This window comes from Pseudomonas sp. PDM20 (genome assembly GCF_014852575.3).
In the GTDB taxonomy this organism is placed as follows: domain Bacteria; phylum Pseudomonadota; class Gammaproteobacteria; order Pseudomonadales; family Pseudomonadaceae; genus Pseudomonas.
Genome location: NZ_CM181224.1, coordinates 3,960,065 through 3,978,024 on the forward strand (window position 1 = coordinate 3,960,065; position 17,960 = coordinate 3,978,024).

At 66.3% G+C, this 17,960-nt stretch carries 16 protein-coding genes; 6 read left to right on the plus strand and 10 right to left on the minus strand.

Features of this window, described 5'->3' with window-relative positions:
• Positions 1 to 23: 23 nt before the first annotated feature.
• A complete protein-coding gene (locus IB261_RS18005; RefSeq protein ID WP_151187517.1) occupies positions 24 to 686 on the minus strand; it encodes a response regulator transcription factor in 663 nt (220 codons plus the stop codon).
• A gap of 286 nt (positions 687 to 972) precedes the next feature.
• Between IB261_RS18005 and IB261_RS18010 the strand changes: the two genes are divergently transcribed.
• Positions 973 to 1,986: a GlxA family transcriptional regulator gene (locus tag IB261_RS18010; RefSeq protein WP_192382751.1), complete on the plus strand. Its 1,014-nt coding sequence runs from the start codon at positions 973 to 975 to the stop codon at positions 1,984 to 1,986.
• 7 nt (positions 1,987 to 1,993) lie between these two features.
• Here the strand turns inward: IB261_RS18010 and IB261_RS18015 are convergent, their stop codons facing one another.
• Positions 1,994 to 2,929 (minus strand): LysR family transcriptional regulator, encoded by a 936-nt coding sequence (locus IB261_RS18015; RefSeq protein WP_192382752.1) that lies wholly within the window; start codon positions 2,927 to 2,929, stop codon positions 1,994 to 1,996.
• Positions 2,930 to 3,256: 327 nt separating this feature from the next.
• Here IB261_RS18015 and IB261_RS18020 point away from each other — a divergent pair, with 327 nt between their 5' ends.
• From IB261_RS18020 to IB261_RS18035, 4 genes are all read left to right on the plus strand, one after another.
• Complete coding sequence (locus IB261_RS18020) at positions 3,257 to 3,646, plus strand: response regulator transcription factor (protein ID WP_167523207.1); 390 nt, start codon at positions 3,257 to 3,259, stop codon at positions 3,644 to 3,646.
• A 287-nt stretch (positions 3,647 to 3,933) separates the two neighbouring features.
• The gene (locus tag IB261_RS18025; RefSeq protein WP_192382753.1) at positions 3,934 to 5,136 is read left to right on the plus strand and encodes an NAD(P)/FAD-dependent oxidoreductase; all 1,203 of its coding nucleotides are present in this window, start codon (positions 3,934 to 3,936) and stop codon (positions 5,134 to 5,136) included.
• 84 nt (positions 5,137 to 5,220) lie between these two features.
• Entirely contained in the window at positions 5,221 to 6,144 is a 924-nt protein-coding gene (locus IB261_RS18030) for an MBL fold metallo-hydrolase (RefSeq protein ID WP_151187520.1), read from the plus strand.
• A 135-nt stretch (positions 6,145 to 6,279) separates the two neighbouring features.
• Entirely contained in the window at positions 6,280 to 7,023 is a 744-nt protein-coding gene (locus IB261_RS18035) for a class I SAM-dependent DNA methyltransferase (protein WP_192382754.1), read from the plus strand.
• 27 nt (positions 7,024 to 7,050) lie between these two features.
• On the opposite strand, the gene IB261_RS18040 is transcribed toward IB261_RS18035, so the two are convergent.
• Positions 7,051 to 8,103: a T6SS phospholipase effector Tle1-like catalytic domain-containing protein gene (locus IB261_RS18040; protein WP_151187522.1), complete on the minus strand. Its 1,053-nt coding sequence runs from the start codon at positions 8,101 to 8,103 to the stop codon at positions 7,051 to 7,053.
• 299 nt (positions 8,104 to 8,402) lie between these two features.
• Here IB261_RS18040 and IB261_RS18045 point away from each other — a divergent pair, with 299 nt between their 5' ends.
• Positions 8,403 to 9,563 carry a GGDEF domain-containing protein gene (locus tag IB261_RS18045; protein ID WP_151187523.1) on the plus strand — a complete coding sequence of 387 codons (1,161 nt, stop codon included), beginning with the start codon at positions 8,403 to 8,405 and terminating at the stop codon, positions 9,561 to 9,563.
• A 12-nt stretch (positions 9,564 to 9,575) separates the two neighbouring features.
• Here IB261_RS18045 and IB261_RS18050 read toward each other — a convergent pair whose 3' ends face one another.
• From IB261_RS18050 to IB261_RS18080, 7 genes are all read right to left on the minus strand, one after another.
• The gene (locus IB261_RS18050) at positions 9,576 to 10,061 is read right to left on the minus strand and encodes a DUF2165 family protein (protein ID WP_081518430.1); all 486 of its coding nucleotides are present in this window, start codon (positions 10,059 to 10,061) and stop codon (positions 9,576 to 9,578) included.
• A 139-nt stretch (positions 10,062 to 10,200) separates the two neighbouring features.
• On the minus strand, positions 10,201 to 12,699 hold the full coding sequence (locus tag IB261_RS18055; protein ID WP_192382755.1) for a TonB-dependent siderophore receptor: 2,499 nt from the start codon (positions 12,697 to 12,699) through the stop codon (positions 10,201 to 10,203).
• 134 nt (positions 12,700 to 12,833) lie between these two features.
• A complete protein-coding gene (locus IB261_RS18060) occupies positions 12,834 to 13,829 on the minus strand; it encodes a FecR domain-containing protein (protein ID WP_192382756.1) in 996 nt (331 codons plus the stop codon).
• Positions 13,826 to 14,335 (minus strand): sigma-70 family RNA polymerase sigma factor, encoded by a 510-nt coding sequence (locus tag IB261_RS18065; RefSeq protein ID WP_081518433.1) that lies wholly within the window; start codon positions 14,333 to 14,335, stop codon positions 13,826 to 13,828. The genes IB261_RS18060 and IB261_RS18065 overlap by 4 nt, the downstream gene beginning before the upstream one ends.
• Before the next feature lie 126 nt (positions 14,336 to 14,461).
• Positions 14,462 to 15,556 carry an NAD(P)-dependent alcohol dehydrogenase gene (locus IB261_RS18070; protein WP_081518434.1) on the minus strand — a complete coding sequence of 365 codons (1,095 nt, stop codon included), beginning with the start codon at positions 15,554 to 15,556 and terminating at the stop codon, positions 14,462 to 14,464.
• 243 nt (positions 15,557 to 15,799) lie between these two features.
• A complete protein-coding gene (locus IB261_RS18075) occupies positions 15,800 to 16,468 on the minus strand; it encodes a response regulator (RefSeq protein ID WP_192382757.1) in 669 nt (222 codons plus the stop codon).
• Complete coding sequence (locus IB261_RS18080; RefSeq protein ID WP_192382758.1) at positions 16,465 to 17,859, minus strand: ATP-binding protein; 1,395 nt, start codon at positions 17,857 to 17,859, stop codon at positions 16,465 to 16,467. The genes IB261_RS18075 and IB261_RS18080 overlap by 4 nt, the downstream gene beginning before the upstream one ends.
• Between the last annotated feature and the right edge of the window lie 101 nt (positions 17,860 to 17,960).

Below are 17,960 nucleotides of genomic sequence, written 5' to 3' on the forward strand. Positions count from 1 at the left end.
AGCGACTGTATTGCAGACGGCCTTCAGGTCGTCCGCTGCAACGGCTCGACGCCCAACGCCTCGGCCATGCGCACCAGATCGGCGACCGAGCGCGCGGCCAGCTTCTTCATCACCTGGCCACGGTGCACCTTCACGGTCACTTCGCTGAGGTTGAGCTCGGCAGCGATCTGCTTGTTCATCAACCCCGCGACGACGAAGCGCAGCACTTCGCGCTCGCGCAGGGTCAGCGCCTCGAATGCCTGGCGCAGCGCCGCGCCGGACTGCTCGGCCTGCAACCGCTCGCCATCTCGGGCCAGAGCGCTGGCCACTGCGTCGAGCATGTCCTGGTCGCGGAAGGGCTTGGCGAGGAAGTCCACGGCGCCGGCCTTCATGGCCTTGACCGTCATGGCGATATCGCCGTGGCCGGTCATGAACACGATGGGCATGCGCACCCCGCTCTTCTCCATCTGCTCCTGGAAGGCCAGGCCGCTCTCGCCGCGCAGGCGCACGTCGAGAACCAGGCAGCTGGGAACGTCACGCCGGGCAAAGGACAGAAAGGCCTGGGTGGAATCGAAGGTCTGCACCTGCAGGCCGATGGAGCGCAGCAGGCCATCGAGGGCGAGGCGCATGGACTCGTCGTCATCGACCACATAGACCACCGGCTCCTTCGGGCCTTGCGGCGGATTGGAATGCGCCGACGAGCTCATCTTGCCTCCTTGGGGGACCGCGACACTCGCGGTGTGCAGGTCAAAAAATCTAGTCCATGATGGGGCCCGCGGCAAAGTGCCAGCCCAGTGATCATGGGGCCGGGGTCATGGGGCCGGAACAGTACCTTCGGGATATTGGCTATAACGCGCACCATGGCGCACGCCCTGACGCTGCTGCGAGCAAGGCTAGCCTGGCCAAGCGAAGCGCCGCCAGGCCAGAAACCCCTGAATATCGGCCACACCTGCGCAACGCTGAAACCCGGCCACTCGAACAGGCAGAACCCCGATGGCAAGTGCCTCCACTCCTCCTTACCCGCTCCCCGCGACGACGCCGATCACCGTCGCCTTCGTCGCCTACCCGCAGATGGGCCTGCTCGACCTGAGCGGCGCCCAGACCGTGTTCTGGGCCGCCAGCAAGGCATTGGCCCAGCGCGGCCTTCCCGGCTATCACTTGCTGACGGCAAGCCTGCGCGGCGGGCTGGTGAGCACCGTCGAGGGACTGTCGGTGGAGACCACCACGCTGGATGAACTCGACCTCGCCGAGGTCGACACCCTGGTCGTCCCGGGCGCCCCGGAGATCGGCGAAACCCTCGACAGCCACGGTGAACTGGCCGCCTGGCTGAGCCACGCGGGGCCCAAAGTGCGCCGGGTGGCCTCCGTGTGCAGCGGCGCCTTCCTGCTGGCCAAGGCCGGGCTGCTCGACGGCTGCCGTGCGGCGACCCACTGGGCCCTGTGCGACACCCTGCAACAGCGCTTCCCGGCCCTGGAGGTGGACGCCGACGCAATCTTCATCCAGCAGGGCGCGGTCTGGACTTCGGCAGGGGTTACCGCCGGCATCGACCTCGCACTGGCGCTGGTGGAAGCCGACTGCGGCCGCGAGGTCAGCATGCAGGCGGCGCGCGAGCTGGTGGTCTACCTCAAGCGCCCTGGCGGGCAGGCGCAGTACAGCACCCTGCTGCAATTGCAGACCCAGGACAGCCCGGCCTTCGACGAGTTGCACCTGTGGCTGGCGGAGAATCTGGGGGATCCGGAACTGACTGTGGAACGCCTCGCCGAGCAGGCGAAGATGAGCCTGCGCAACTTCTCCCGCGTGTACAAGGAACGCACCGGGTGCACACCGGCCAAGGCCATCGAACTGTTCCGCCTGGAAGCGGCGAAACGCCTGCTGGAAAACTCCTCGCGCAACATCGGGCAGATCGCCCGCGCCTGCGGTTTCGCCGACGAGGAACGGCTGCGCAGCACCTTCCAGCGCCACCTGTCGATCTCCCCGCGCGACTACCGCAGCCGCTTCAGCCGCTGAGCCTCGCTCAGGCCACGGCCAGCGCCAGCGCACGCTCCGGCTGCAGCTCCAGGTGGCGGGCAAAGCAGCCACGCAGCCAACGTTCGCGCGGGTCGGCATGGCTGGTGCCGCGCCAGGCCATGGAAAGGTCCGGGCTCGACAGCGGCAGCGGCGCGTACTCGGCACGCAGGCCTTCCACCCGCGCCATCGCCTGGGCCACGTAGTCGGGCACAATGGCGAGCATGTCGCTACCGGCCAGCAGCGCCGGCAAGGCACTGAATTGCGGCACCGCGAGCACCACCCGGCGCTGTCGGTCATGGCGCGCCAGCGCGCGGTCGACGTCGTCGGTCACCTTGCCCAGGGCGGACACCGCCACATGGGGCCGCCGGCAGAATTCATCGAGGCTCACCGGCCCGGCCGCCGCATCCGCCCGCAGCAGCATCGGCTGCACCGGGCGCAGGCTGCGGCAATGGGCGCTGGCCGGCAGCTCCTGCGTCTGACCGATCCCCAGGGAAATGTCCCCGGCGACCAGCAGTTGCGGCAGCTGCCAGGAGTCCACCCGGCGGACCACCAGGGTGATGTTCGGCGCTTCGGCGCGCAGTTGCTGCATCAGCCGGGGCAGCAACGCGTACTCGACTTCGTCGCAGAGCCCGACGTGGAAGGTTTCTTCGCTGGTGCGCGGGTCGAACTCCCGCGCGCAGCTCAGGGCCAGCGCGATGCCTTCCAGGGCAGGCCCCAGGCGCACGTGGATTTCCTCGGCCCGCGCGGTGGGCTCCATCGCCCGCCCGCTGCGGATGAACAGCGGGTCGTCGAACATCGTCCGCAAGCGGTTCAGCGCACTGCTGACGGTGGTCTGGCAGAGGAACAGGCGTTCGCCCGCCCGGGTCACGTTGCGCTCGCGCATCATGGTTTCGAAGACAACCAGCAAGTTGATGTCGGCATGTCGCAGGTCATTTCTGTTCATGGTTTCGCCCGCCTGGTGAAAGTTGCATCCGAACTGCCTTTCGCTGGGCCCGTTCACTTCTCCAGGCTTGCGATGTGATTGCAGATTATTCAGGCGTAGCCACTGAGTCAGTTGTACATGGGTGCACTATCACCATCCGTTGGTTATCCGGACCGATACCTGGGTATTGCTCCGACAAACTTGTCGACGCAAATATCATCGAGATCAGACTGCCAGCCGGAATATCCATACCCAGGTGTTGCCCGACTATACCTAGGTATACTTCTCCACCTTGTCCGAGGGCGTATCTTGCAAGTACGGCAGGCGCCGCCACGAGCGCCCCAGAGGATGCAAAAGACGCAAATGCGCAACAAGGCTGTCATTGCAGTAGTCGACGACGATGAATCCCTTCGCACCGCGCTGGAAGGCCTGCTGCGCGCCACCGGCTACCTGGCGCGCACCTACGGCGGGGCGCGCGAGTTCCTGGGCTCCGACGGCCCGGAACTGGCCAGCTGCCTGATCTCCGATATCCAGATGCCGGGCATGTGCGGCGTGGAACTCTATGAAGCGCTGCGCAGCCGTGGCCTGGACCTTCCGGTGATTTTCATGACCGCCTACCCCGGCGAGCGGCCGCGCATCAGCACGGACATGCCCGGCGTGATCGCCTGCCTGCCCAAGCCGTTCGAAGCCGAACAATTGCTGGACTGCATCGAGACTGCCCTGCTGCTGAAATCCTGAACGCGCAACTCGCCCGCCAAGTTACTGCCCACCCCCTGATTACTGCCCTGCAAAGTACTTCGCGCGGCTCCCCGTCGATACCTTCGTATAGTTCTCTTCCACACATGCGTAATTCCCGCACACCGATGTAGAAGTGCGCCCGGAAGTTCTCCTCCCTAGCATGGATTCACAGCGGACGACTGCAGACGGAACAACGCAAACCGAAGTTTGCAACTACCCGTCAGCGTCACGCCGAACTTGAAGCAGTGACTTCAAGGCAATTCATCCATTCGAGTCAGGAGCACATGATGAAACAGCAACTTCTGGTTATTGGCGCGGGCTTCGGTGGACTGTGGAGCGCACTGAGCGCCGCCCGACTGCTGGACATGCACGAGCGCAACGATGTGGAGATCACCCTGCTCGCGCCGCAGGCCGAACTGCGCATCCGCCCGCGCTTCTACGAGCCCGATGTGCACAGCATGTTCGCTCCGCTGACCGAGCTGTTCGACGCCGTGGGAGTGCGCTTCGTCAAGGGCACCGCCGAGAGCATCGACGAGCAGTCCCGCAAGGTCGGCTACCGCGACGAAACCGGCCGCACTGGCGAGCTGAGCTACGACCGCCTGGTACTGGCCAGCGGCAGCCAGCTGTCCCGCCCGCCGGTGCCGGGCCTGAAGGAACATGCCTTCGACGTCGATCAGATCGAATCGGCGGCGCACCTGGAAAGCCACCTGATGTCGCTGCGCAACCAGCCGGCCAGCCGCGCACGCAACACCGTGGTGATCGCCGGCGGCGGCTTCACCGGTATCGAGACCGGTACCGAAATGCCGGCCCGCCTGCGTGCGGTACTGGGTGAGGACCAGGACGTCCGCGTGGTCATCGTCGATCGCGGCGAGCGCATCGGCGCGGTGATGGGCGAAGGCATCCGCCCATCGATCATCGAGGCCTCCGACAGCCTGGGCATCGAATGGATCACCGGCGCCACGGTCGCCGCCGTGGACGCCAACGGCGTCACCCTCGCCGACGGCCGCCACATCGAGAGCCACACGGTGATCTGGACGGTGGGTTTCCGCGCCAGCCCGCTGACCGAACAGCTGACTGCCCAACGTGATGGTCAGGGCCGCCTGCACGTGGACGGCAACCTCAAGGTGCGCGGACTGCAGAACGTCTTCGCCGCCGGCGACGTCGCCTACGCCGCCACCGACGACGTCGGCAACTTCGCCGCGATGTCCTGCCAGCACGCCATCAGCCTCGGACGCCACGCCGGCAACAACGCCGCCGCCGACCTGCTGGGCGTCGCCCCGACCCAGTACCGCCAGCCCAAGTACGTCACCTGCCTCGACCTGGGCGCCTGGGGCGCCGTGTACACCGAAGGCTGGGACCGCCAGCTGAAGCTGGTGAAGGCCGAGGCCAAGGAACTCAAGACGCAGATCAACACCGTCTGGATCTACCCTCCGGCCGCCGACCGCCGCGCCGCCCTGGCCGCCGCCGACCCGCTGATCCCGGTGGCCTGATCGCTGCTCTGCCCGCACTCCCTCGCTCCGAGGGAGTGCCACTCGCCTGATGGACTCGACCTAACAAGCAACAGGAGAACCACCATGACCATGCACCTGAATACCTTCGCCCAGCCCGATGCCACCACCCCGGCCCAGGAACTGGTGCCTTCGCGCTACGCCTTGCGCGTGGGCGAGATCGACGTGCTGGTGGTCAGCGATGGCGTGCTGCCGCTGCCGACCGAAACCATGTCGACCAACGCCACGCCGGAAGAGCGCGCGGCGTGGTTCAAGGAAATGTATCTGGGCCCGGACATGTTCGACTGGGCACTGAACGTGCTGGTGGTGCGCAGCGGTGAGCAGACCATCCTGGTCGACGCCGGCCTCGGCAACCAGTTCCCCGGTTTCCCCCGCGCCGGGCAGTTCCCCAAGCGCCTGAAGGATGCCGGCATCGAGCTGTCGTCGATTACCGATATCGTGATCACCCACATGCACATGGACCACATCGGCGGGCTGCTCACCGACACCGTGAAGAACGGCCTGAGCCCCGAGGTGCGTATCCACGTCACGGCCACCGAAGTCGACTTCTGGAAGATCCCCGACTTCAGCCTGACCGAGATGCCGCAGCCGGTGCCGGACGTCCTGCGGCGCACCGCCAACGAGTTCATGGCCCACTACGAGAGCCGCCTGCACATCTTCGAGGACGAGCTCCAGGTAGCGCCGGGCGTGGTGGCGAAGCTCACCGGCGGCCACACCCCCGGCCACTGCATCGTCTACGTCGACTCTGCCGGCGAGCGCCTGACCTTTGCCGGTGATGCACTGTTCCCGGTGGCCTTCGACCATCCGGAATGGCACAACGGCTTCGAACACGACCCGGAAGAGTCGGTCCACGTGCGGGTGCGCCTGCTGCGCGAAGCGGCGGCCAGCGGCGAGCTGTTCGTAGCCACCCACCTGCCCTTCCCCTCGGTGGGGCGCGTGGCCATCGACGGTGAAGCCTTCCGCTGGATCGCCGGCTTCTGGGATTACTGACAGCCAGCGCCGGACAGCCCCGCCCCGCTCGTGCGGGACGGGGCTTTCGCGTCAGTCCGATTTCAGCGGAGAAGACCCACGGCTGATGTACCATGCCGCGCCGAAACCTCCGGCAAACTCCCTGTCTGGCTGCCTATGTCCTCCAACGCGCTGTACACCGACCTGTCCTCCTACTACGACCTGATGTGCGCCGACATCGACTACCAGGCGCAGAGCCACTGCGTGCGCCGCCTGCACCAGTTGTTCGGCAACCAGGGGCGCCGGCACCTGGACCTCGCCTGCGGGACCGGGCCGCACGTGCGCCACTTCCTCGACTTCGGCTACGCGAGCGCCGGCCTGGACCTCAACCAGCCGATGCTGGACATCGCCCAGCAGCGCTGCCCCGAGGCAAGCTTCAGCTGTCACGACATGGCGAGCTTCCGCGTCGACGAGCCGCTGGACCTGATCACCTGCTTCCTCTACTCGATCCACTACAACCCCGGCGTGGCAGAGCTGCAGGCATGCCTGGCGAGCGTGCACGAGGCGCTCGGGGACGGCGGCGTGTTCTGCTTCAACAGCGTGGACAAGGCGCTGATCGACAACAGCTCCTTCGTTCGCCACTCGGTCGAGCACGAGGGTAGCCAGTTCACCTTCGGCTCGGGCTGGCACTACGGCGGTGCGGGCGAGCGCCAGGCGCTGCGCCTGAGCATCGAGAAGACCAGCGCCGGCGAGACCCAGGCCTGGCAGGACGAACACGCCATGGTCGCCCTGACTTTCGCCGAGCTGCAGCGCCTGCTGGAGCCGCTCTTCGAGGTGCAGGTCTTCGAGCACGACTACGAGCGCATCACGCCCTGGGAGGGCACCTCGGGCAACGCATTGTTCGCCTGCGTAAAGCGCTGAGGCGACCTTCCCGGTACGCCCTCTCCCTCAGCGAATCTTGCCCACCGGCGTGAAATTGCCGGTGAGATGTCCACCCACGGTGTTCTTCGGCTTGTACTGGGCGTCGTGCTTGAGGCGTTCCTCCACGCTCGGGTCGATCGCCTCCTGGCCGAACGAGGTGTTGCCGATATCCCGGTAATGCGGCTGGGTGAACTGGCTGTAGGCGCCGCCGAGAAACTCCTTGTAGGAGTTGGTGATGGGGAGGGTCGTGGTGGGCAGGCTCGGGGTCTTGCCGGTGTCCACCGCCAGCCCGCACTCGATGGCCTTGTTGATCATCCACACCAGCGCGATATCCGACAGGCTGTTGTCCGCATAGCCGCCGCCGACGTTGGCATGGGCGCCGGAGAACCACACCTGCTCCACCCGCTGGTTGGGCTTGCTCTTGGGGTCCCACAGCGTGCACTGGTAATTCTTGCGCCACTCGTCGATGGCCAATGCGTGGAAGGCGTTGTGCACGATCGAGCTGAGCTCGGTGTCATGGAATTCGTAGTAGGCCTTGTTGAACCAGTCGAACGACTCCAGCGGCACGCCCAGCGCGCCCACGGTGTCCCAGATGCCGAGCATGTGGATGGTGATCTCCCGCGAGAAGCTGCCCCTGAACAGCCTGGCGCGCTCGGAGTCGGCGCCCTCGTCGCGGGTGCGGTAGAGCCCGTAGGCCTCGTTCGTCAGGTTGATGTGCTCGGGCTTGAGCAGCCCGGCGTTGCGGATCAGCCCCACCAGGCTGCGGGCCGTGTAGGCGCCCCGGCTGAAGCCGAACACATAGACCTGATCGCCGGCCTCGTAGGTACTGACCAGTTGCCGGTAGCCGTCGAGGATATTCTCTGAAAGCCCCACGCCGAATGCCCCGCCGGCCAGGCGGTCGTACCACGCGGTGCCGACGCCCTTGTCGTACCACTTGGCCTGCTGGGTGCCGTTGCTGTCCGCGGGAAGGATGGAAGCATGCAGCTTCCAGACGTTGGTACTTTTACTGCCCTTGATCTCGGACTTCGCGTCCGGGGTATTCCAGGTCCCGTCAAAGGAAATGATGATTTTCTTGGGCATGCCCTTTCTCCAGGGTCAGTGGCTCTGACTGCTCGGAACGTCCCGGTTCCTGGCCCATCCCCCGGTATCGCCCTCGACAGTGAACTGTAGCCCCCGGTGCGGACTGTCGACAGACTCGTGAGAACCACCTCCATTGGCATACCGTGCTGGCGGATTGCCTTCCCGCTACACATATGGTTAGGTGCCCTGGCCCCAACGACTCCGCCGAGTACGTCAGAGGCGGCCTGGAGTGCCGGGTCCGCGCCCGCCACAGCTCCGCTGCCCGGCTCCCTTTGCTACGCCTTCACTGACGCGAACCCATGGTCACCACTGTCATCCTCAGCATGCTCTGCGTGCACCTGCTTTGTTTCAGCGTCATGTTCCTGCTGATCAGCACCCGGCTGAACGGCAAGAAAATGGGCATGGAAGTCTTCGCCCTGGGCAATTTCCTGCTGGGGCTCGCCTACATCCTGCAGTTGCTCGGCGGCCCGGCGCACTGGGGGGCGATGAGTGTCGTCAACCACACGATGACCCTCTGCGCCCCTGTCGCCTACGTCCTTGGCGCCCTGCGCTTCTTCGATCGACCGACCGCCGTGTGGCGGCCATTGCTCACACTGGCTGCCCTCTACACGGCATTGCAGCTCACGGTGCAATCCGCCCTCGGAAGTGAAGCGCGCCATGCGCTGCTGGCGGGCTCGTGCGCCCTGCTGTTCCTGGGCATGGCCGTGGCAGTGCTCTATGCCCGGCAGAACGTCGCCCGGGACCTGCGCGTCGAGATGATCGTGTTCGCCGTACTGATTGGCGGCATCTGTGCGCTGAACGCCGCGAAGTTCGCGATGATCCTCCAGGGCGGGCTGGCGGCGCTGGACATGAACAGCGGCTTCCAGAAAGTCTTCTACCTCTACATGTCATTCCTCGGCACCGTGCTGCCGCCCTGCGCCGTCTGGCTGGTGCTGCGGCGCCTGACGGATGAGCTGCGCACCATGGCCGCCCATGACCCGCTGACGCAATTACTGAACCGCCGCGGGCTGGTCGAGGGGCTGGAAGCGCACTTCCGCTCCCGCAACGCCGGGCCTGCCTACCTGCTGATCGTGGACATCGATCACTTCAAGCAGATCAACGACAACCACGGCCACAAGGTCGGCGATCTCGTGCTGTCTCATGTGGCCCAGGTGCTCAAGGCCACCGCTCGCAAAGGCGACCTGACGTGCCGGCTGGGCGGCGAGGAGTTCGTCCTCGTCGGCCTGGACATGGACAGGACAGGCGCCCTGCAACTGGCCGAACGCGCCCGCGCGGCCATCGAAAAAAGCGAAGTACCGGGCGCGACGCCGGACCAGCCGATCCGCTGCACCGCCACCATCGGCGTCTCGGAAGCCTTCACCGGCACGCAGGCGCTCGACGAGTACCTGCAGCAGGCTGACCGCGCGCTCTACCGTGGCAAGACTGCCGGGCGCAATCGCGTCGAGGGGGCTTTCGCGTAGCAGCCGTCCCGGCTAGTTCCAGCGAAGGTTGAGGACGAGAAAGTTCAGCAGCACCCAGACGACCAGCACCAGGTGCGTCAGCTGCAGCCCCTCCTGGCGGATCCAGTAGCCGAACCAGAGCCCGCCCAGCAGCATGGCGAAGAGGAAGGCCAGCGCCGCGCTGAGGCCGAGGTTCAGCCAGGGCCTGGCGGCGTCGACGCCGTCGCCCAGCAGCAGCTCGTAGCAGCCAGCCCAGGCAGCCAGCACCGCAACCGCCTGCAGCAGGACGACGACGATCAGCGCCAGGCGATGCAGCGCCGGCGAGGCCAGTGCGCGCGCGAGCAAGGGGAAGTCGATGGCGGGAGGCTGGCGCAGCGGCGCCATCGCCATGGTCGCGCCGACCGCTGCGACCGAGCTGGAGAAGGCGTGCAGGTTGTTGATCAGTGCGATGCTCAGCCAGAGACTGAAACCCAGGAAGCAGGTGGCCTGGAAAATCATCAGTGAAGTGTGGGTGTCCATACCGGGTCCTTGTGCGGTCATGTGCCGAATGCGCCGGCCCGCCGCCCGAAACAGCGGCGGCAGGCAGGCCCGGACGGACTCTAGGACCTCAACCTAGGTTGAGGTCAACACAGCGCATGACCCGGGTTCAGCCCCCGCGTCAGAAAGCCCCCTGCAGCGTGACCATGAAGTTGCGCGGCTCGCCGTAGAAGTTGCCCCAGGAAACGGCCCCCACGCTCTGGTAGTACTTCTTGTCGAACAGGTTGTTGCCGTTGAGCGCGACGGTCCAGTGGTCGTCGATGCGATAGCCCAGGCGGCCATTCCAGATGGCGTAGTCCGACTGCACCGACGTGACGTTCCCACTGCGCACGGAGACGTCGCTCTGGGCCGTCACACCCGCGCCCACGTTCCAGCGATCCAGTTCTCCGGCCAGTTGGTAGTCAGCCCAGGCGCGGAACAGGTGGCGCGGGAAATAGGTGGTGGTGAAGGTCGGTTCCTGCGGGTTCTCCTCAGCGCTGTTGAGGTACTTGGTCTGGGTATAGGTGTAGCCGGCCAGCAGTTGCAGCCGGTCGATGACCTCGCCACTGACTTCCGCCTCGAAGCCCTGGGCCCGGACCTTGCCTACGTCGGTGTAGCAGTAGCCGTCGGAGGAGCCGAGGCAGGTGGTGTCGTAGTTGGCTTCCGCGCGATGCTCCTCGACCGTGCGGAAGAGGTTGAGTGCCGTGTTGACGCGGCCGTCCAGCAACTCCCCCTTGATGCCAAGTTCGTAGCTGGCCCCGGTCTTGGGTTGCAGCGGGCTGCCGGACTCGTCGGTGTAGGTGCTCTGCGGCTGGAAGATATCCGCGTAGCTGGTGTAGACGGACCACTGGTCGTTGAGGTCGTAGATCAGCGCCGCAAACGGCGTGACCTGGCCGTTTTCCTGGCTGCGGTCGTGCTGCCAGTAGTCCCAGGCCTGGGTGTAGGAATCGCGGCTGTTGCGATACCAGCTGACACGCGAGCCAAGGACGAAGGTCAGCGGCTCGGCGAGCTTCAGGCGCAGGGTGGCGTAGGTGCCGAACTGCCTCGTGTCCGACTCGGTGGGAATCGGGCCGCCACGGTAGGAGTTGGGGGCATAGAAATCATCCGCCGGCTCGGGAATGTGCGGGTTGGGGTGGAACGGGTCCTGGGTAGCGCCCAAGAGGCTCGACATGTTGATCAATGCCCAGCGGTCATGGGTCTTGGCGCGGCTGGCGTTGGCGCCGACTGTCAGTTCGTGCTGCAGGCCGAAGGCATCGAATTTGCCATCCAGGTAGGCATCGAAGCCATAGTCGGTCTGGTCGTAGTCGAACAGCCCGGAATACACCGAGGAAGGCGCCGAGGTCGCGCCCGGCGCAACGCCGCCTGAGGTCTCGGACAGCGCGTATTTCATGTTCTGGTCGTTGTGCGTCCAGACGCCAGCGAACTTGAAGGCCCAGTCCTCATTCAGCTGCTGGGACAGATCGGCGAACAGCGTGGTGCGCTCGCTCTCCCAGTTGTTCCAGGATGCGCCCAGGCAGGTCGAGCGACTGAGCTTCAGGTCCTTGCCATTGCTGTAGCGCGGCAGGCCGTGCCAGCAGGGCGTCGCGTCGAGCTTTTCGTAGGCGACGCCCAGGCCCAGCGTCGTGTCGGGGCTGACGTCGTAATCCAGCGCGCCATAGAGAATCTGGTCATTGCGCTTGCCGACATCGTAGAAATACTGGCGATCCTGCAACGCCACCACGGTGCGACCGCGCAGCGTACCGGACTCGTTGAGCGGCCCACCGACATCCACCTGGCCACGATAGTTGTCCCACGAGCCGGCCGAGAGCGACAGCCTGGTTTGCGGCACACCCTGGCCACGCTTGCGGACGAAGTTCACCCCGCCGGTGGAGCTTCCCGAACCCTTCATCATGCCCGCCGCGCCCTTGAGTACTTCAACGCGATCGTAGAAGGCCATGTCCCCGGAAAAGCTGTTGGCCTGCACGTACTCGCCACCGACATCCAGCGGCACGCCGTCGTACTGGTACTGCCCCTGCATCATGAAGCCACGAGAATAGAAATACTTGCCGCCCATGGGCGACTCGTACACGGCGATTCCCGGCGTCTTCTCCATCGCCTGATCGATGGTGGTGATGTTCTGGTCATCCATGTAGCGGCGGGTCAGGACGGTGACCGACTGCGGCGTCTCGCGCAGGCTGTGCGCGCCCTTGCCGATGCTCACCGCGCGGGCGCTGTAGGAGTTGGTGCCCTCGGTGGTCGGGTCCAGCAGTTGGCTGGAGACGGTGGTGGCATCCATTTCCAGCACCGCGTCCGACGGCGCCGGCACCAGGCCGTAGCCACCGTTGTCCAGGCGCCGCACCGTCAGCTTCGTCCCCGACAGGATGCGGGCGAAGCCGTCCTCGACGCCGTACTCTCCGTTCAACCCGCCACTGCGCTTGCCTTCGGTCAGGCCCGCATTCACGGAGATCGGGATGCCGGCGCGGCGGCCGAACTCGCCGAGCACCTGGTCCAGCGGGCCGGCGGGGATGGCGTACTGCTGGGTGCGGGTAGCGGTGGATTCGGCCTGCACCGGCATGGCCGGCAGCAGGGTGAGCGTGGAGCAGGACAGCAGGGCCAGACCAAGCGACTGGCGCAGGGCGCGGGTGATGGGGTGAAGCGTCATGGGCAGAGGGTCCGTTTCTCGTTGTTGGCCCGCAGGTGCGAGCAGGGATTTCTCCCTAGGCCAAGCGAGAAACAAAAACCTGCCGACTTTTCGAGAATTATTTTCATTGGCGCGATCTGGCGGTCTTCGCCGCTTTAACGCGGGCCCACCGTCACCCAGTAACGCGTGCGGCGCTGGATGCGCACCGGCAGGCTGTCCTGCAGCATCGCCAGCACCTGGTCGGTGTCGCCCAGCGGGTAGGAGCCGCTCAGGCGAATGCCCGCAACGGCGGGGTCGCAGCGCAGCAGGCCGGGGCGATAGCGATCCAGCTCGGCGAGAAAGTCCGCCAGGCGCATGCGCTCGGCCACCAGGTAGCCGTCGACCCAGGCGCCGTCGTTCACGTCCAGCGCCTGCGGAGCGCTGACGCCGGCCGCGCCAATGCGGGCTTGCGAGCCAGCCTCGATCACCCTCGCCTCGCCGCCGGCCAGGGAACTGGCGGCGACACGGCCCTGGGTCACCGCCAGCAGAGTGCCGCGCCCGTCGTTCTCGCGACGGACGCGAAAGCGCGTGCCCAGCGGTTGCAGCACGGCGTCGCAGCTGACGACCCGCAACGGCCGCCCGGCGCTGTCGCGGGCGGTGAGAATCTCGATCTCGCCGTAACGCAGGCGCAGCTCACGAACGCGGTCGGTGTAATGCAGATCGACCGCCGTGGCCGTGTTGAGCCACAGCTGCGTACCATCGGGCAGCGTGCGCTGCGTACGTTCGCCGGTTGCGGTGTGGTAATCCGCCATGGCGCCCTGCACCCAGGGCGTATCGCGCCCCTGCCAGGCCAGGCCACCGAGCAGGCCGAAGCCGACCAGCACCTTGAGCGCCTTGCGCCGGTCCATTTCGTCGTAGTGCCGGCGCCCGGCCAGTTGCCGCAGCAGCGGGTCGGCCAGCCGCCCGGCGTGGCGCTGCAGGCCCAGCGGGATGCTGCTCAGGCGCTGCCAGACACGCTCGTGCTCGCTGTCGGCCTCACGCCAGAGCAGCAACTGGCGCTGCTCGGCCTCGCTCATGCAGCCCGACTGGGCCAGGGTGAACCAGGCAATCGCCTGGTCGCGGATGACATCGGAAATCGGCCGGGAATCGCCGTCGCGGGACATGGCGCTCATTCGAACCGGCACGCGTAGCAGGCGGTGAAGGCCTTGCTCATCGCCTTCTGCACCTGGTTGACGCTCAGCTCCAGGCGCAGGGCGATCTGCGGGTAGGTCAGGCCGTCCAGTTGCGACATCAGGAAGATTTCCCGCACTTGCGGCGCGAGGCCGTGCAGGAGTTCGTCGATTTCCACCAGCGCTTCGATCAGCAGCAGGCGCTCTTCCTCCGAAGGGGCTACCGCCTCAGGCCGCGCAGCCAGCGCTTCCAGATAGGCACGCTCGACCGCCTGGCGGCGCCAGCGGTTGATCAGCAGGCTGTTGGCGATGGTGGCGAGGTAGGCCAGCGGCTGGCGCAGGTCGGCGATGGCGCTGCGCGAACGCATCACGCGCACGAAGGTGTCCTGGGCCAGGTCCTCGGCATCGGCTTGCTCGCCCAGGCGGCGACGCAGCCAGCCTTTCAGCCAGCCATGGTGGGCAATGTAAAGCCGCTCAACATCCCTTTCGAATGCCCGCTCGCTGTCCATGAACGTCCAGTTTTGTTAAACATGATAATCGTTCTCAACAATACTGGATTTGCCCTGCCCTGCGCAATTCGGGCTGAACGCCGAGGGGATGACCTCTGCGTGCAGAAGTTCATCCCCGTGTCCCCTTCAGGGCTTGATGGCGATCTTCAGCACGCCGTCGCGCTGGTGGGCGAACAGGTCGTAGGCCTCGACGATGTTGTCGAGCGCGTAGTGGTGCGTCACCAGCGAACCGAAGTCGGCGCGGTTCGACTCGATGATGCTCATCAGCCGGCGCATGCGCTCCTTGCCGCCGGGACACAGCGCGGTGTTGATGCGGTGGTCGCCCAGGCCGGCGGCGAAGGCGGACAGCGGAATCTGCACGTCCTTGGAATAAACGCCTAGGCTCGACAGGGTCCCGCCCGGCTTGAGCACTTTCATCGCCTGTTCGAAGGTACTCGGCAGGCCCAGGCACTCGATGGATGAATCCGCGCCGCGACCGCCGGTGAGCTTCATCACCTCTTCCACCACGTCGCACTGCGTGAAGTCCAGGGTGACGTCGGCGCCCATGTTGCGGGAGATATCCAGCCGGTGTGCGTTGCCATCCACCGCGATGATGGTCGAGGCCCCCAGCAGGCGTGCGCCAGCCGTCGCGCACAGGCCGATCGGCCCCTGGGCGAAGATGACCACGGTGTCACCGATGCGGATGTTGGCGTTCTCGGCCCCCTTGAAGCCGGTCGACATGATGTCGGGGCACATCAGTACCTGTTCGTCGGTGAGGCTGTCCGGGATCGGCGCGAGGTTGCCTTCGGCATCCGGCACCAGCACGTACTCGGCCTGGGTACCATCGATCAGGTTGCCGAAGCGCCAGCCGGCGGTGGCCTTGTAGCCGTGGCAGGCGCAGCGGCCGCTCTCGATCAGGTAGCTGCCGTCCTGCGAGGGCACGCCGTCCTGTGCGGCATAGGAGTTGAAGTTCGGGCAGATCGCCCCGGCGATGACCCGCTGGCCTTCGCGGTAGCCCTTCACGGCGCTGCCGAGCTTCTCGATGATGCCGACCGGTTCGTGGCCGACGGTCAGCCCCTTCGCCACCGGGTATTCACCCTTGAGGATGTGCACGTCGGTGCCGCAGATGGTGGTCGTGGTGATGCGGATCAGCGCGTCGTTGGGGCCGATTTCCGGGATGGGCTTGTCCGCCAGTTCGATTCGCCCGGGTTCCACGAAGATCGCCGCTTTCATCATTGCCATCGCTCTTTCTCCTTGCTCGGAATGCGCCATGGGTGCACATGGCCGGAGACGGCGCGGACCGCTGGATCGCGGCAACCGGCCGACCCGACCAGTGTGCTCGGCCGGGGCGAAGGCCGGTTGATGCATATCAAGCGCGGGGAAGCTCGCCCATCGGCCTGCCTGCCGCCAGGCGATTGGCCGCTGGCGACCCGATGGAGCATTGACCCGGATGGCCGGAAAACAAGTCGCGATCCGCCCGCCGGTCTACTCGCACTCCAGGCTGTAGCCGACACCGTACACCGAGCGGATCGGATCGACCGCCGGGGTGATGGCGGTCAGCTTGCGCCGCAGGTTCTTCACGTGGCTGTCCACGGTGCGGTCGGCGACCACCCGGTGGTCCTGGTAGATGTGGTTCATCAGCTGGTCGCGCGACAGCACCTGCCCCGGCCGCGCCGCCAGCGCGGCAAGCATGCGAAACTCCACCGGCGTGAGGTCCAGCGCGATGCCCTGGTAGCGCGCGTGGAAGGTGCGCGCATCCAGCTCCAGCCCGAAGCTCGACGCCTGGGTGCCGGTACGCCGCAGCACGGCCTTGACGCGCGCTACCAGCTCGCGCGGCGAGAAGGGTTTGCAGATGTAGTCGTCGGCGCCCAGCTCCAGGCCGAGCAGACGGTCGATCTCGTCGACACGGGCGGTCATCATGATGATCGGCAGGCGGCTGAAGCCACGCAGCTCGCGGCAGATGTCGAGGCCGTCGCGGCCCGGCAGCATCAGGTCGAGCAGCATCAGGTCGTAGTGTTTCTGGCGAATCGCCGGGACCACTTCCAGGCCGTCGGCGATGTGCTCCACCTCGAAGCCCGCGGCACGCAGGTAGTCGCCCACCAGCGCGGCCAGCTTGGGTTCGTCTTCCACCAGCAGGGTCTGTCCCTGGCTCACGCTTCACCTCCGGCGACCGGCAGTTCCAGTGTCAGCAGCAATCCGCCCAGCGCCGAGGCCTTTGCGCTCAGCTTGCCGCCATGCACCTCGGCGATGCCCCGGCAGATCGCCAGCCCGAGCCCGGTGCCACCGCTGGCGCGGTTGCGCGACCGTTCGGCACGGTAGAAGCGCTCGAACAGGCGCTCCAGCGAAGCCGCGTCCACACCCGGCGCGCTGTCCTCGCACTGCACCAGCACCCGCTCGCCGTCGTGCACCGCGCGCAGCACCGTCTGGCCGCCGCTGTCAGTGTAGCGGCGGCTGTTTTCCAGCAGGTTGTGCAGCAGCTGACCAAGGCGCGATTCGTCGCCCAGCACCCACAACGGCAGTTCCGGCAGCTCCACGCGCAGGGTCAGTCCGCGCTCGGCGAAGCTCGCCTGGAAGGCCTCGGCCACCACCGGCAGCAGCACGCGCAGGTCGATGCGCTCGCGGCGGTAGGTCGGCCCGCCGACTTCGGCCAGGGACAGGTCGAACAGGTCGTCCACCAGCTTGGTCAGCGCGCCCACTTCGCCCTGCAGCGAGCGCAACGCGGTGGCGTCCAGCGGGCGAATGCCGTCCTCCATTGCCTCCAGCTCGGCGCGCATCACCGCCAGCGGCGTGCGCAGTTCGTGGGAGATGTCGGCCATGAAGTCACGACGCATGCGCTCGTTGCTGGCCAGGGTCGTGGCCATGCGGTTGAAGTCGCCGGCCAGTTGCCCGGCTTCGTCCTGCGAGCGCACCGGCACCTGGATCGCATAGTCGCCGGCCGCCAGCTCATGGGTGGCGCGCGCCACCTCGCGGATCGGCCGCAACAGCGTGCGGCTCAGCCACCAGGCGATCACTGCGGTGCCCAGCAGGCAGGCCAGGCCCACCAGCAGGCTGGAGCGCAGCTGGTTGAGCTGGAAGCGTCGGTCACCGACGCTGGTCACCGATTGCAGCGGTGCCAGGGCCATCCAGCCGACCACGCGCCCTTCAAAGTTGATCGACCGCAGCAGCATGTCGCCGGCGGCGGCGCGGTAGCCGATGATCGGTTTGCGCTGCTCGTCCAGCAGGGCGAAGCGGACAAAGGCACCGGTGAGGTCGGAGACGGTCAGCAGGCTGGGGTCGAAGGTCTTGTCGTCCTTGATGTCGTCCGGGCGCAGCAGTTCGAACCACTGGTCCTGGTCGCGGCGGATGAAGTCCCAGCTGCCGTTCTGCGCGTAGGCCTGCTCGATGCGCGGGACGATACGCTCCATGCGTTCCTCGGCCTGCTGGTTGAGGTAGCCGAGGAAACCGTACTTCAGGCTCAGGTAGGCGGCGAACACCATGCCCAGTACGGCGAAGGCGCACACCGCGAGCATGGCCAGGAAGAACTTGCTGGAAAGACTGACTTTCATGGCACCGCCGGGGCAATCGAAACTGCCGTCATTGAAGCGCGGCCCCCCGCATGGGGCAAGGCGGCACGGGCAATCTCCCACTTTTCTGCACAATGGCTGCA